Origin of the sequence: Clostridium cadaveris (assembly GCF_020911725.1) — a bacterium.
GTDB classification, from domain to species: domain Bacteria; phylum Bacillota; class Clostridia; order Clostridiales; family Clostridiaceae; genus Clostridium_X; species Clostridium_X cadaveris.
This window is the reverse complement of sequence record NZ_CP076620.1, coordinates 1,590,040-1,604,794: the sequence shown is the minus strand read 5'-3', so window position 1 is coordinate 1,604,794 and position 14,755 is coordinate 1,590,040. Positions and strand designations below refer to the sequence as shown.

The window sequence follows — 14,755 nt, the reverse complement described above, 5'->3', positions numbered from 1 at the left end:
ACTTAGTTAGCCTCCTTACTTTTGATAAGCATATCTTTAGGATTTAATTTTGTAGGGCATTTAATCTTAAAGATCATTTGAGCCCTTGGAGCTACATTTATCTTATTATCTTTTCCATCCTTCATGTCATCTAACGTAATAGTAAACATATCTCCTTCTACTCTTAAGACTTCAACTTCGTCTCCTTCAAAGACCCTATTTCTCTGTTCTATAACAGCTTCATTTGTTTCTTCATCATAAGATTTTACTACACCAACTATATCATAATCTCTTACATAAGCAGAAGTTTCATAGATCTGCATTGAACTATGACCATAATAAAAGCCTGTATAGTAACTTCTATGACTAACTTTAAAAAGGTATTCCATCCACTTAGGATTATACTTATAATTTTCAGGATTTTCCATATATGTATCTACAGCTTCTCTATAGGCCTTTACTACAGATGCTACATAAAATGCGCTCTTCATTCTTCCTTCTATCTTTAAAGAATATACTCCGGCTTCTATAACTTCATCAATATGCTCTATCATACATAGATCCTTGGAATTCATTATATAAGTTCCCTTGTCATCTTCTGATACAGGGAAATACTCTCCCGGTCTCTTTTCTTCAACTAAATAATATTTATATCTGCACGCTTGAGCACAAGCACCCCTATTAGCATCTCTGCCTGTCATGTAGTTAGAAATTAAACATCGTCCAGAATAAGCCATACACATTGATCCATGAACAAAAGCTTCTAAATCACAAGTTTCAGGAAGCCTTTCTCTTATTTCTTTTATTTCTTTCAAAGTAAGTTCTCTTGCAAGAACTATTCTCTTTACGCCTAAATTATGCCAGAATAAAGCTGACTTCCAATTTACATTATTAGCTTGAGTACTTAAATGAATTTCTAAGTCTTCTGCAACTTCCTTTATAGTCATGATTATAGAAGGATCTGACACTATTACAGCATCTATCCCTGCATTTTTCAAATCTATTATGTATTGCTCCAATCCATCTAAATCTGAATTATGAGGAAAAACATTTAAAGTTACATAAACTTTTCTTCCTCTAGAGTGAGCATACTCAACTGCTTCCTGCATATCCTCATTGGTAAAATTATCAGCAAATGCTCTTAAGTTAAGTTTGCTTCCCCCTAAATATACGGCATCTGCACCGTAGTCTATAGCTGTTTTCAGCTTTTCAAGATTACCAGCTGGAGCTAAAATTTCAGGCTTTCTCACTTAGTTTTTCCTCCTTTTTGTCACGGAAATACCATCTCCCATAGGTATTACAGAAGTTATTAAGTTATCATCTTCAGAAACCATTTCAAGATAACTTTTCATTCTTTTTACTATAGTAATTTTTCTTCTTTTAACCAAATCCTTAGAGGCAACCATACCTCTAAAAAGAACATTATCTGCAACTATTATACCATCATCAGAAAGAAGACTCATACAATGTGGATGAAAGTGATTATAATGTCCCTTTCCTGCATCCATAAATATAAAATCATATTTACCATTAAGACTTTGCAAAACCTCTAAACAATCACCAGAAAGTACTGTTATATTATCCTTAAAACCATACTTTTCAATGTTTTTTTTCGCCTGTTCTATCATATTTTCATCTCTCTCGATAGTATCTATATGAACATTACCATCTAAGGCTTCTGCCATCATTATAGATGAATACCCTATAGCTGTACCTAATTCAAGGATTCTCTTAGGCTTAGTAATAGATACCATAAGTTCTAAAAACTTTCCACTTTCCTTTTGTATTATAGGTACAGCATTTTTTTCTGCATATTCCTCTAGTTCTTTTAGTATTCCTTCTCTATCTGGTATTAGCTGTCTTAAGTATTGTTCCATATAATCATGCATTACTCCGCTCATAGGTTCCTCCAATACTTACTTTTTATTTTTATTGTCTCTAATTTCTTTTAATCTCATAAATTCTTTATCATTATCTGTAAAAGTATGTGTACCATCATCATTAGATATGAAGAATAAATAATTTGTTTTCTCAGGATTTATTGCTGCATTAAGTGACGCTTTACCTGGACATGCTATTGGTCCTATTGGAAGACCATCAACTTTATAGGTATTATAAGGTGAATTAACCTTTATGTCTTCATTTGAAACTTCTGCTTTATGATATCCTAAAGCATACAAAACAGTAGCACAAGATTGAAACTTTGTATGTTGTTCTATCCTGTTGTAAAATACTGATGCTACTTTTCCTCTTTCATCATCTCTCTCTGCTTCTTTTTCTACAATTGATGCCATAGTCACTATATCATCAAGATTGTTTTTATCTATCTTTTTTCCTGTAGCTTGTTCAATTTCACTTATTACTTCTTCAAATCTTAAAAGCATTCTTTCTATTATTTCTTCCCCAGAAATATCTTTTTCAAACTCATATGTATCTGGGAATAAAAAACCTTCTAATTGATATTTTCTTTCGCTATTCTTTTTGATATAAGATGGCGCATTGTATTCTTTAACAGCTTTTAGAAATTCTTCTTTAGAAATCACCTGTGACTTTTCCAAAGAAGCAGCAATTTCTTCTATATTATAACCTTCAGGTATAGTGACCTTATTAAGTCCTGCGGTCACCTTTCCTAAAGATAAATTAGAAAGAAAAGTATCTAAAGTCATATTTTTTTCAATTAAATATCTTCCCTTTTTTATATTAGTATCTAAATCATTACTTTTCACATAATACTTTATGAGATAGGTATTTCCTATTATATTTTGTTTAGAAAGTTTTTTTAGAACGTCATTTAACGACTGTCCCTCTTTCACTTCTAATTCAACACTATCTACAGTCAACTTAAAAGGATGATTTACAAGCCTGTTATAGTAAAATTTAAAGCCTACCGCCCCAACGACAAGAACTATAACAATTATAATAAGAATTTTCTTAAGTTTATTGTCTTTCATAAGCTCCCCCGCTCCTCAAATAACTATTTTCTAATAGCTGCTCTCTTTCTTTCAGTTGGATCTAATAATGTTTTTCTTAGTCTTATGCTCTTAGGTGTTACTTCAACTAATTCATCAGCTCTAACAAATTCTAAGCTTTGTTCTAGAGACATAACAGTTACTGGTGTTAGTTTTAAAGCATCATCTGCACCTGATGATCTTGTATTACTTAAGTGCTTCTTCTTACAAATATTTACTTCTATATCATCAGCTCTTGAACATTCTCCTGCTACCATTCCTGCATAAACTTCAGTTCCTGGTTCTATAAATAATGTTCCTCTTTCTTGAGCATTAAATAAACCATAAGTTATAGCAGTTCCTGATTCAAATACTACTAATGATCCTCTTGATCTTTCAGGAATTTCTCCTTTAAATGGCTCATAATCGCAGAATACATGATTCATTATACCATTTCCCTTTGTATCAGTTAAAAATTCATTTCTAAATCCAATAAGTCCTCTTGCTGGTATCTTGAATTCTAATCTAGTATATCCATTGTTAGCAGAAGTCATATTAACCATCTCTGCTTTTCTAGGTCCAAGCTTTTCCATAACAGGTCCCATGAATTCTTCAGGTACATCTATAGTTAAGTACTCAATTGGTTCTAATCTCTTTCCATTTTCTTCTTTGTATATTACGCTTGCTTTTGATACTTGGAACTCATATCCTTCTCTTCTCATAGTTTCTATTAAAACTGATAAGTGAAGTTCTCCTCTTCCACTTACTTTAAAGCAATCTGGAGAAAGTTCATCAACTTTTAAACTTACGTTAGTTTCTAACTCTTTTAATAATCTATCTCTTAAGTGTCTTGATGTAACAAAATCACCTTCGCGTCCTGCAAATGGAGAGTTATTAACCATAAAATTCATGCTTAAAGTAGGTTCATCTATTTCTACAAATGGAAGTGCTTCTGGATTTAATGCATCTGCTATAGTATCTCCAATGTTTATTTCACCAATACCACTTACTGCTACTATATCTCCTAATGAAGCTTCATCTGTTTCAACTCTCTTAAGTCCATCATACACATATAAGTTAGAAATCTTAGCAGGCTTGTTACCATCTTTTGACATTATAACAACCTGTTGATTCTTCTTTATAGTTCCTCTTTCAATCTTACCTACAGCAATTCTTCCTACATACTCTGTAGAATCTAAAGTTGTAGCAAGCATTTGTAGAGGCTCATTCATATATCCCTTTGGTGGGTCAACCTTTTCTATTATTGTCTTGAATAGAGGATCCATATTTATGTTTTCATCCTCAAGTTCAAGCTTTGCAAATCCTTCTCTAGCTGAAGCATAGACTATAGGGAAGTCCAACTGCTCATCATCAGCTCCAAGCTCTAAGAATAAATCAAAGATTTCATCTATAACTTCTTCTGGTCTTCCATCTTTTCTATCTACTTTATTGATTACTACTATTGGCTTTAATCCAAGTTCTAAAGCTTTCTTTAAAACAAATTTTGTCTGTGGCATAGCCCCTTCATAAGCATCTACAACTAAAAGAACACTATCAACCATTTTAAGTACACGTTCTACTTCTCCACCAAAGTCAGCGTGGCCTGGTGTATCTATTATATTAATCTTTACTCCATTATGCATTACTGCAGTATTCTTAGAAAGTATTGTTATACCTCTTTCTTTTTCAAGATCATTAGAGTCCATTACTCTTTCTTGTACCTTTTCATTGCTTCTAAATATATGACTTTGTTTAAGCATAGCATCAACTAATGTAGTCTTACCATGGTCAACGTGTGCAATTATTGCTATATTTCTTATATTTTCTCTTACGTCTAAACTCATCTTATTCCTCCAATGTTTATAAGTTATTATTACATAAAAATTCAAAATAAAATTGGATACGCAAGTATCCAATTCTATCTTTCGGTCATTACTATACTTTATTGTAAACTTTCATAATAAAAAAGTCAACTTAAGTATTTTTAAGTCTATTTCTCTAAGATTCTGTCCTTAGTAATAATTTCAATAATAAATTCAACTTTTTAATGAAACAATTTCTACTTCTTCCATAAAAATTTTTTTAAATTTATATCTCCATTATTATAGGAAGTATCATTGGTTTTCGCTTAGTTTTTTCATATAAGAAAATTCTAAGGTCTTCTTTTATAAGTGATTTCATTGTAGACCAATCAGTTATTTTCTTATTTTCACATTCTCTTAAAGCCTCTTTAACTACTTCTCTAGCTTCTCCCATAAGATCTTCTGATTCTCTTACGTATACAAAGCCTCTAGATATTATATCCGGTCCAGCTATTACAGAACCGCTTTCTCTCTCTATAGTAACAACTACTGTAAGTATTCCGTCTTGGGAAAGATGCTTTCTATCTCTAAGAACTATATTTCCTACATCTCCAACACCTAAACCATCTACAAATACTTGACCTGCTACTACGGAGCCATTTTTTCTTATGCTATTTCTTGAAAGCTCAACTACATCACCATTATCCATTATTACAATGTTTTTAGGATCCATACCAAGTCTTACAGCGAGTTCGCCATGTTGCTTTAAATGTCTATACTCTCCGTGAACTGGGATGAAGAATTTAGGTTTGACAAGAGAATGCATAAGTTTTAATTCTTCTTGACATGCATGACCTGAAACGTGTACATCAGCTAATGCTGAATATATTACATCTGCACCTTTTTTGAAAAGCTGGTTTATTACCTTTGATATAAGCTTCTCATTTCCTTGAATAGGACTTGCTGATATTATAACTGTATCTCCTTCATTTATAGAGACTTTTCTGTGCTCTGATGCAGCCATTCTTGAAAGGGCTGACATCGGTTCTCCCTGGCTTCCTGTAGTTATTATAATCATGTGCTCTGGATTGTACTTATTTATAGAGTCTATATTTATAAGTGTATCCTTCTCTGCAGTTAAATAACCAAGTTCCAAGGCAACATTTACGTTATTCTCCATGCTTCTTCCAGATACCGCAACTTTTCTTCCATATTTCTCAGCTGCAGTTATTACTTGTTGAATTCTGTGAACATTTGATGCAAAGGTAGCAACTATTATTCTACCTTTGGATTTTCCAAATATATTTTCAAAGGTTTCGCCTACTGTTCTCTCAGACATTGTATATCCTGGTCTTTCAACGTTAGTACTATCTGCCATCATTACAAGAACGCCTTTTTTACCTAGTTCTGCAAATCTAGCAAAATCAGCTCTCTCTCCATCAATTGGTGTATAGTCTACCTTAAAATCTCCGGTGTGTAGTATAACTCCTAATGGAGTGTGTACAGCAATAGCTACTGAATCCGCTATACTGTGATTAGTTTTTATAAACTCGACAGACATGGATGTAAGTTTTATTATATCTCTTGGTTTAACAAGATGTGACTCTGTAGTAGTCAATAATCCATGCTCCTTAAGTTTTGTTTCAATTAACCCTAAAGTCAATTTCGTTCCATAAATTGGTACATTGATTTGTTTTAGTATATATGGAAGGGCTCCTATATGGTCTTCGTGTCCATGTGTGAAAAATATCCCTTTAACCTTTTCTTTATTTTTTATAAGATAAGATACATCAGGTATTACTATATCTATTCCGAACATATCTTCATCAGGGAACTTTAATCCGCAGTCTATTACTATTATTTCCTCTTTATATTCAATGGCTGTCATGTTTTTGCCAATTTCATTTAAACCACCTAGAGGGATAATCTTTATCTTTTCTTTTTCCTTCTTCATATACTACCCTCCTTATATATAGTGCTTTAACTAAGTTTTCCTATAATGATACTCTTATGGCTCATTCCTCTCATCTTGAATGGTCTATATTGCTTTTTAATTGCTTAAGCTATTATTCAAGTGTAATAATCGCTATCAATTTATTTACAATTCTCACAAATCCCAAAAAACTTAACACTATGATCATTAATTTTAAAATTGTATTGTTTTTCTATTTTAGCTTCCAGATTCTCTAAAAGATCTCCTTCAACCTCAATCACCTTTCCACACTTTGTACAAATCAAATGATGATGCCTATGCAACTCATCTTCGTGAACCAATTCATATCTACTACACCCATCGTCTAAATCTAACTTGTATACTATACCCATTTCCTCTAATAGCATAACAGTCCTATAAACAGTTGCGAGTCCTATTTCTGGACATTGTATTTTAACCTTATCATAGATTTCCTCTACAGTAAGGTGACTTCCTTCATTTTCTATTATTGTATCCACAATAGATCTTCTTTGAGGGGTAAGCTTATATCCTTTATTTTTTAAATCCTCTTTTAATTTATTTATATTTACTAAAGAAGATGCCTTTCTCATGGATTAAACAACTCCATTCTATAATAAACTAATTCATATATCCTTCTTCAAAAAGAGCTTCGTAAGCTTCACTTACTAAAGCGAATTCTCCTTCATCGTCAACTGGTATTAAAAGGTCATTTCCTTCTTCATCTTCTGTTATCTTTAAAGCAACAGCGTCTTCTTCACCTTCTGCTACTACTATAACATATTCATTTCCTTCTATGTCAAATTTTGCTTCTACAGTAAATTCCACCTCATTACCATCTTCATCTAATAAAACAATTGTGTCAACGTTATTTTCCATCTTTTTCTCTCCTTCTATTTTTCTATTTTGAAATTCTATCAAGATATCCTTGTAAAATATAAGTTGCTGCCATCTTATCAACAATCTTTTTTCTCTTAGCTCTAGACATATCCGCTTCTAACATAGCTCTCGTAGCTGCAACAGTTGTTAGTCTTTCATCCCACATCTCTATAGGGAGTCCTAAAAATTCTTTTAATTTTTCACAAAATTCAAGAACTTTTTCTCCTTGAGGCCCTATAGTTCCATTCATATTCTTAGGTAATCCTAATAATATTACTTCTACTGAATATTCATCACATATTTTTTTCAATTCATCTAAATCATATTGAAGACTTTTTCTTCTTATTGTAGTTATTCCCTGTGCTGTAAATCCTAATGGGTCGCTTATTGCAACACCTATGGTTCTGTCACCTACATCTAGTCCTAAAATCCGCATTAAATATACTCCTTTAAAATTTATTAGCTATTCACATATCGTATATTTCTATTGTACCTATATTATGTATTTTTATTATAAAAGTTTTCACTATATTTTCTATGTTAAATAAAAAGGTGCCCAAATAGGGCACCTTTTACTTTATTCCTAAATAAGATTTTAAAACTTCTTCAAGAATTTCATCTCTTTCAAGCTTTCTAACTAAGGCCCTCGCACCATTGTAGTTAGTAATGTATGTTGGATCGCCTGAAATCAAATAACCAACTAATTGATTTACAGGATTATATCCTTTTTCTATTAAAGATTCGTATACATCTGTTAAGATAGTTTTTGTCAAATCCTTTTTATCTCTACTAAAATCAAATTGCATTGTATTGTCATTATTCATAAGCGTGGCTGCAATAGCAGCTTCACCCCCTTGCACAATATTTTAGCATTTAAGTAGTCATCCCTTTATAGTATAACCTATATGTCAGAACTTATTCTAGTGTTTTAATTGTTTCTTTGTATTTATTATAAATCATAAATACAAAATTGTATATATCTACTTTAATAAAGTTTCTAATACTTCTGGGACTTTCTTTAATGCTTCTTGAATTTTCTCAGGTAATTTTCCACCAGCTTGAGCCATATCTGGTCTTCCGCCACCGCCGCCGCCAGCTACTTTGGCAACCTCTTTTATTATCTTTCCAGCATGAGCTCCATTAGCTACAGCATTTTTAGTAGCCATTGCTACAAAGTTAACTTTTCCGTCTTTAGTTGAAGCAAGAACTATAACACCTTCTCCAAGCTTATCTTTAACTTTATCTCCTATATCCCTTAATGCGTTTCCATCTATATTTTCTAAAGAGTAAGTAACACATTTTGTTCCTTTTATATCTTTAGCTTCTTTTAAGATTTCATCTTCTACGCCTTTTATAAGCTTAGATTTAAGAGTATTTATTTCTTTATCTTTCTCTTTTAATTCGTTTAAGTTTGCTGAAACCTTTGTTAGTATATCTTTTTCTGTACACTTTAATGCTTTTGCAGCTTCCTTTAAAAGCTCATTCTTTGATTCCATTTCACGTATAGCATTTATTCCTGTTACAGCTTCTATTCTTCTTATGCCAGCAGCTACTCCAGTTTCAGATAATATCTTAAATAATCCTATTTGTCCTGAATTTCTAACGTGAGTACCTCCACAAAGCTCTTTGCTGAAACTTCCTATTGATACAACCCTAACTTCATCTTTATATTTATCATCAAATAATGCTATTGCTCCAGATGATTTAGCTTCTTCTATTGACATTACATCTGTATTTACATTATATGCTTCCATTATTTTATCATTTACTAAAATTTCTATTTTTTCTATTTCAGAAGCAGTAACTGGTGAAAAATGAGTAAAGTCAAATCTCAATCTTTCTTCGTTAACATAAGAACCACTTTGGTTTACGTGAGAGCCTAAAACTTCCTTTAGTGCTTCGTGAAGCATGTGAGTTGCACTATGGTTTTTGCATATTGAATTTCTTCTTTTAGAGTTTACAGTTAAAGTGACTTCTTCATCTAAGTTTAAAGTTCCTTCTAAGACTCTTACAAAATGCATTATCTTTCCATTTATATTCTTTTTGCAGTCTACGACTTCTGCTTTAAATCCATCTCTAAAAATCATACCAGTATCACCTATCTGACCTCCCATTTCTGCGTAGAAAGGAGTTTTATCAGTGACTACTATGGCTTCCCCCTCATTTACTGAGTTTACAAAGGAATCTTCGCTTATTATAGCTTTCACTATTCCTTTTGATTCTGTTTCGCTATAACCAGTAAATACTGTCTTTATATCCTCTGAAATCTTATTTGCAATGGAATCTTCTCCACCCATATAGGTATTTTCTTCTCTAGCTTCTCTAGCTCTCTTCTTTTGAAGTTCCATCTCTTTCTTAAATCCGTCTAAATCAACTTTTATATTTTCCTCTTTTGCTATCTCTTCTGTAAGTTCTAGAGGAAATCCATAAGTGTCATAAAGTTTAAATGCCTTTTCTCCTGATAGGACATTTTCCTTATTTTCTTTAAGCTCTTCTATATACCCCTTTAATATATCCATACCGCCGTCTATTGTTTCGTTAAATCTTTCTTCTTCAAGACCTATTATTTTCTTTATATAGTCAGTTTTTTCTTTAAGTTCTGGATAAGCATTTCCGTAGTTTTCTATTACCTTATCTACTAAATCTTTAAGGAATATTCCCTTTATTCCCAAAAGTCTTCCATGTCTAGCAGCTCTTCTTAGAAGTCTTCTTAAAACATAACCTCTTCCTTCATTTGAAGGCAGTACATCATCTCCTATTAGGAATGCTACAGCTTTTATATGGTCTGCTATTATTCTTATAGAGATATCACTAGTCTTATCTTTGCCATAAGGGATCTTTGCAACATCTGTAACACCTTCAACTATGCTCTTAACAGTATCTATATCAAAGATTGATTCAACACCTTGCATTATTGTTGCGATTCTTTCAAGACCCATTCCTGTATCTATGTTTGGATGTGCTAGCTTATTATAGTTTCCCTCTTCGTCCTTATCAAATTGAGTAAATACTAAATTCCAGAACTCAACTATCTTATCTGCATCCGAAGCTTTTTCAAACTCCTCTGATGTTGTTATCTTTCCAGCACCCTTATCATAATGAATCTCTGAACAAGGTCCACAAGGTCCAACTCCGATTTCCCAGAAGTTATCTGCTCCTAATCTAAATATTCTCTTAGGATCAACATCAGTCTTCGTTGTCCATATCTCATAAGCTTCATCATCGTTTAAATGAATAGTCACATATAATTTATCCTTTGGAATTTGCAAAACCTCTGTTACAAACTCCCAAGCCCATGGAATTATTTCTTTTTTGAAGTAATCTCCAAAAGAGAAGTTTCCTAACATTTCAAATAAAGTAGCATGTCTTGAAGTATATCCTACATTATCTATGTCTATAGTTCTTACACACTTTTGACATGTAGTAACCCTCTTGCTTGGTGGTGTTTTTAGTCCAGTAAAATAAGGCTTTAATGGTGCCATACCTGCGTTTATTAAAAGAAGACCTTTGTCATCCTTAGGCACTAAAGAAAAACTAGGCATTCTAAGATGTTGCTTTGATTCAAAAAAACTTAAGTATGCTTCTCTTAACTCATTTAATCCCATTGTTTTCATGTTTATTCCTCCTAATTGCACATTTGAATTCATATAAAATTCTAATAAAATATAAAAAAGCCCTCATCCCTAGCACAAGGGACGAAAGCATTATTCCGTGGTACCACCCTAATTCATGAATATAAAATATCCATCTCTTAAGTTAACAGTTCAAAGATAGCCTTCAAATCACATTCTTAGAAGCTCACACCAACCGCTTCCTCTCTGAAAATGAATAATGACTTTACTCCTTCTCATCATCACTGAATATTAAATTCTCATAGGCAAATTATATGGTATTATTAAACTTATGTCAAGGAATTAGATAAATAATAATTTTTAATTTCTCTAAAAAATTTAAAACAAATAATAATTTACATCCTCATATATTATCTTTATAACTACTCCCAAAGGCACTGCCAAAACCATTCCTGTAAATCCTCCTATTTTTCCTCCAAGGATTAAAAGAATTATTACAATTATAGGATGCATAGAAATGCTGTCTCCTATTATTTTAGGTGATAATATGTTACCTTCAATCTGCTGTATTATTAAAAGAAGTACTGTTACCCATAATGCCTTTGATGGAGATATAAGTAATGCCATAAGAATAGGCGGAACAGCACCTATTATAGGTCCAAAGTATGGAATTATATTTGCTATGCCATTTATTACTGATAATATTATAGGAAAATCTACTTTTAATGATATAAGAACTATGAAAGTAAGTCCCCCTATGAGTATACTCAGTAAAAATTGACTGGCTACATATCTAGATAATATTTTGTCTATATCATTAAAAATATTTCTCGTAGCCGTTCTTTTAGTTCTAGGTATTAGAAGCATGAACTTGTTATAAAAAAATTCTCCTTCTCCTAAGAAATAATAAGAAAGTACAGGTACTACAGCAAAGGATAATACATTTTCTCCAAAACTCACTACTCCATCTAAAACCTTCAGCAAAAGAGAATTTGTAAAACTTCTTACTCTATACTCCAACTCCCCATTTAAATACATGAAAAACTTATTTTTTTCCATAATCGTAGAATACATATAGCTCATGCTATTTTTTATATCTTCTAATGACTCATAAAAATGTTCTCCTTCTTTAAGTACAATTGGAACAAAATAAATTACGAATCCTGCTATTATTCCAATTATGCTTAAAATTAAAATTATAGCTGATGCCTTTTTGTTGATACCCTTTTTATATAAAAATTCTTGTATTGGTTTTAAAACATATGAAAGCAGAAATGATATAAAAATCATAGATACTACATCTTTTATTATCCTTATATTCATAAGTCTATAAATAATAAAAATTAATGCTGCAATTAAAAAAGCTTTTAATGCAAACTTAATCCACGGTTTTTTCATCATTATGTTCTCCTAACTCTTTAGTGCTTAAGGAAACCAGTTTAACTTTATTTCTATCTCCAAAATAAGCTATGCTGTAATCTCCTAATATAGTTTCAGTTATTAAAATTATCTCTTTTCCTCTCATCATCTTAATTAATATACCTGGATTTGCTACTATCCCTTTGATGGAGTAATCTCCAAGATCTATTATCAAATCTTCCAGCACTCCTACAATCCCACCAGATGAGTCTATTATATCTAAAGATTTTATATCACTGAAACATAGAAATTTGTCTTTTATAGACTTAGTGACTATGACTTTTTCGTTCATCGCAATTATATCTTCCGATAATATATATCTTTCTTTTGAAAAAATACCTTTTGAACTTAGTTTAAAACCAATTACTCTGCTTTTATGATAATTTATTGCTATATCCTTTATAAAACCAAGATACTTTCCTTTATTATCATATACATTCATGTACTGAAAATATTTTACACGAAACATAATATCCCACCCTCATTAAACACTCCTTTTAATTTTTCCCTAAAATATTAAAAGAATACCTATATAATGGGTAAAAAAATAAAGCTAAGAAAAGATTTTATTCTCTTCTTAGCTTTTTATTATGTTAATTAGTGATGATCATGTACATGAGGATTTTTTTCTTCCCATGGCTCTAAGCCTTGGTTTATTCTGTAGTCATTTATAGCTTTATGAATTGCTTCTTCTGCTAAAACTGAACAGTGCATCTTTACTGGTGGAAGTCCATCTAAAGCTTCTGCAACCGCCTTGTTTGTAAGCTCCCATGCATCTTCTAAAGATTTTCCCTTTATTAATTCTGTTGCCATGCTTGATGAAGCTATAGCAGATCCACAGCCGTAAGTCATAAACTTAACATCCTGTACTATGTTATCCTCTACCTTTAAGAAGATTTTCATTATATCTCCGCACTTTGCATTTCCAACTTCACCTATTCCATTGGCATTCTCTATTTCTCCTACGTTTCTAGGATTCTTAAAATGATCCATTACCTTATCACTATACATCATAATTTATTTCTCTCCCTTCTTTAAAAAGTCATGCCATAGTGGTGACATTGACCTAAGTCTTTCAATTATTGGTGGTATTTGCTCCAAAGCATAATCCACTTCTTCTTCTGTTGTTCCATCGCCTATAGTTAATCTTAATGAACCATGAGCTACTTCATGAGGTAATCCTATTGATAAAAGTACATGGGATGGATCTAAAGATCCAGATGTACAAGCACTTCCGCTTGATGCACATATTCCAGCTTCATCTAACCATAGAAGTATTCCTTCCCCCTCTATAAAATTGAAACATATATTTACATTATTATTTAATCTTCCTTCATAACGAGGTCCGTTTAATCTTGTATAAGGAACCTTTTCAAGAAGTCCATCTATAAGCTTATCTCTTAAAGCATTTAATCTCTTAGTTTTTCCTTCTATATCAGTAGTTGCCATCTCTATGGCTTTTCCAAGACCAACTATGCTTGCTATATTTTCTGTACCTGCTCTTCTATTACGCTCTTGAGCTCCACCGTGAATTAAATTATCTATCCTAACTCCACGTCTTATATATAGTGCACCTATTCCTTTTGGACCATAGAACTTATGAGCTGCTAAAGATAATAAATCTATGTTCATTTCCTTTACATCTATTTCAACATGACCTATTGCTTGAACAGCATCTGTATGGAATAGCACTCCATTTTCTTTACAGACCTTTCCGATTTCCTTTATAGGTTCTATAGTTCCGATTTCATTGTTAGCAAACATAACTGAAACTAATATTGTATCTTTTCTTATAGCTTTCTTTAGTTCCTCTACATCTATAAATCCTTCTTTGTCAACATCTAAATATGTTATTTCAAATCCTAACTTTTGAAGGTATTCACAAGTATGTAATACAGCATGATGCTCTATTCTTGTAGTTATTATATGCTTTCCTTTCTTTACATTAGCGAAAGCAACACCCTTTAAAGCCCAGTTGTCTGCTTCTGAACCGCCGCCTGTAAAATAAACTTCACTTCTATCACAGTTTAAAGCTTTTGCAACTCTTTCTCTTGCAGTATCTATTGCCTTTGTTGTTTCTCTAGCTAGTCCGTATGTAGAAGAAGGGTTTCCAAAGTGCTGTGTAAAATAAGGAAGCATTTCCTTTAGTACCTCATCCTTTGTATATGTAGTAGCTGAATAATCCATATAAACTACTTTATCCAT

Annotated in this window: 14 protein-coding genes and 1 other annotated feature; all 14 genes read right to left on the bottom strand. The window is 32.0% G+C overall.

Annotation, left to right across the window (positions count from 1 at the left end; translation table 11 throughout):
- Positions 1-2: 2 nt before the first annotated feature.
- Entirely contained in the window at positions 3-1,229 is a 1,227-nt protein-coding gene (locus KQH81_RS07455) for a peptidase U32 family protein (protein WP_027638199.1), read from the bottom strand.
- On the bottom strand, positions 1,230-1,880 hold the full coding sequence (locus KQH81_RS07450; protein WP_027638200.1) for an O-methyltransferase: 651 nt from the start codon (positions 1,878-1,880) through the stop codon (positions 1,230-1,232).
- 15 nt (positions 1,881-1,895) lie between these two features.
- Positions 1,896-2,930 (bottom strand): endolytic transglycosylase MltG, encoded by a 1,035-nt coding sequence (gene mltG, locus KQH81_RS07445; RefSeq protein WP_027638201.1) that lies wholly within the window; start codon positions 2,928-2,930, stop codon positions 1,896-1,898.
- Positions 2,931-2,953: 23 nt separating this feature from the next.
- On the bottom strand, positions 2,954-4,771 hold the full coding sequence (typA, locus tag KQH81_RS07440; protein ID WP_027638202.1) for a translational GTPase TypA: 1,818 nt from the start codon (positions 4,769-4,771) through the stop codon (positions 2,954-2,956).
- A 244-nt stretch (positions 4,772-5,015) separates the two neighbouring features.
- Entirely contained in the window at positions 5,016-6,683 is a 1,668-nt protein-coding gene (locus KQH81_RS07435) for a ribonuclease J (protein ID WP_027638203.1), read from the bottom strand.
- A gap of 140 nt (positions 6,684-6,823) precedes the next feature.
- On the bottom strand, positions 6,824-7,273 hold the full coding sequence (locus KQH81_RS07430; RefSeq protein WP_027638204.1) for a Fur family transcriptional regulator: 450 nt from the start codon (positions 7,271-7,273) through the stop codon (positions 6,824-6,826).
- 28 nt (positions 7,274-7,301) lie between these two features.
- Positions 7,302-7,559, bottom strand: coding sequence for a DUF1292 domain-containing protein (locus KQH81_RS07425; protein WP_027638205.1), 258 nt, complete (start codon positions 7,557-7,559; stop codon positions 7,302-7,304).
- Positions 7,560-7,581: 22 nt separating this feature from the next.
- Positions 7,582-7,995, bottom strand: coding sequence for a Holliday junction resolvase RuvX (gene ruvX, locus KQH81_RS07420; protein ID WP_027638206.1), 414 nt, complete (start codon positions 7,993-7,995; stop codon positions 7,582-7,584).
- A 136-nt stretch (positions 7,996-8,131) separates the two neighbouring features.
- Positions 8,132-8,383, bottom strand: a complete 252-nt coding sequence (locus tag KQH81_RS07415) for an IreB family regulatory phosphoprotein (RefSeq protein ID WP_027638207.1) — start codon at positions 8,381-8,383, stop codon at positions 8,132-8,134.
- Positions 8,384-8,539: 156 nt separating this feature from the next.
- The gene (alaS, locus tag KQH81_RS07410) at positions 8,540-11,173 is read right to left on the bottom strand and encodes an alanine--tRNA ligase (protein ID WP_027638208.1); all 2,634 of its coding nucleotides are present in this window, start codon (positions 11,171-11,173) and stop codon (positions 8,540-8,542) included.
- A gap of 74 nt (positions 11,174-11,247) precedes the next feature.
- Positions 11,248-11,422, bottom strand: a binding site (T-box leader).
- Positions 11,423-11,509: 87 nt separating this feature from the next.
- The gene (locus tag KQH81_RS07405; RefSeq protein ID WP_027638209.1) at positions 11,510-12,529 is read right to left on the bottom strand and encodes an AI-2E family transporter; all 1,020 of its coding nucleotides are present in this window, start codon (positions 12,527-12,529) and stop codon (positions 11,510-11,512) included.
- A complete protein-coding gene (locus KQH81_RS07400) occupies positions 12,510-13,019 on the bottom strand; it encodes a PRC-barrel domain-containing protein (protein WP_027638210.1) in 510 nt (169 codons plus the stop codon). The genes KQH81_RS07405 and KQH81_RS07400 overlap by 20 nt, the downstream gene beginning before the upstream one ends.
- Positions 13,020-13,147: 128 nt before the next feature.
- A complete protein-coding gene (nifU, locus tag KQH81_RS07395; RefSeq protein WP_099336381.1) occupies positions 13,148-13,561 on the bottom strand; it encodes a Fe-S cluster assembly scaffold protein NifU in 414 nt (137 codons plus the stop codon).
- Between the two features lie 6 nt (positions 13,562-13,567).
- Positions 13,568-14,755 (bottom strand): cysteine desulfurase NifS, encoded by a 1,188-nt coding sequence (gene nifS, locus KQH81_RS07390; protein ID WP_027638212.1) that lies wholly within the window; start codon positions 14,753-14,755, stop codon positions 13,568-13,570.

Bases quoted from the DNA above. Each gene is read 5' to 3' on its own strand.
- KQH81_RS07450 (WP_027638200.1), bottom strand. From the start codon at position 1,880: ATGAGCGGAGTAATGCATGATTATATGGAACAATACTTAAGACAGCTA.
- mltG (WP_027638201.1), bottom strand. From the start codon at position 2,930: ATGAAAGACAATAAACTTAAGAAAATTCTTATTATAATTGTTATAGTT.
- typA (WP_027638202.1), bottom strand. From the start codon at position 4,771: ATGAGTTTAGACGTAAGAGAAAATATAAGAAATATAGCAATAATTGCA.
- KQH81_RS07435 (WP_027638203.1), bottom strand. From the start codon at position 6,683: ATGAAGAAGGAAAAAGAAAAGATAAAGATTATCCCTCTAGGTGGTTTA.
- KQH81_RS07430 (WP_027638204.1), bottom strand. From the start codon at position 7,273: ATGAGAAAGGCATCTTCTTTAGTAAATATAAATAAATTAAAAGAGGAT.
- KQH81_RS07425 (WP_027638205.1), bottom strand. From the start codon at position 7,559: ATGGAAAATAACGTTGACACAATTGTTTTATTAGATGAAGATGGTAAT.
- ruvX (WP_027638206.1), bottom strand. From the start codon at position 7,995: ATGCGGATTTTAGGACTAGATGTAGGTGACAGAACCATAGGTGTTGCA.
- KQH81_RS07415 (WP_027638207.1), bottom strand. From the start codon at position 8,383: ATGAATAATGACAATACAATGCAATTTGATTTTAGTAGAGATAAAAAG.
- alaS (WP_027638208.1), bottom strand. From the start codon at position 11,173: ATGAAAACAATGGGATTAAATGAGTTAAGAGAAGCATACTTAAGTTTT.
- KQH81_RS07405 (WP_027638209.1), bottom strand. From the start codon at position 12,529: ATGAAAAAACCGTGGATTAAGTTTGCATTAAAAGCTTTTTTAATTGCA.
- KQH81_RS07400 (WP_027638210.1), bottom strand. From the start codon at position 13,019: ATGTTTCGTGTAAAATATTTTCAGTACATGAATGTATATGATAATAAA.
- nifU (WP_099336381.1), bottom strand. From the start codon at position 13,561: ATGTATAGTGATAAGGTAATGGATCATTTTAAGAATCCTAGAAACGTA.
- nifS (WP_027638212.1), bottom strand. From the start codon at position 14,755: ATGGATAAAGTAGTTTATATGGATTATTCAGCTACTACATATACAAAG.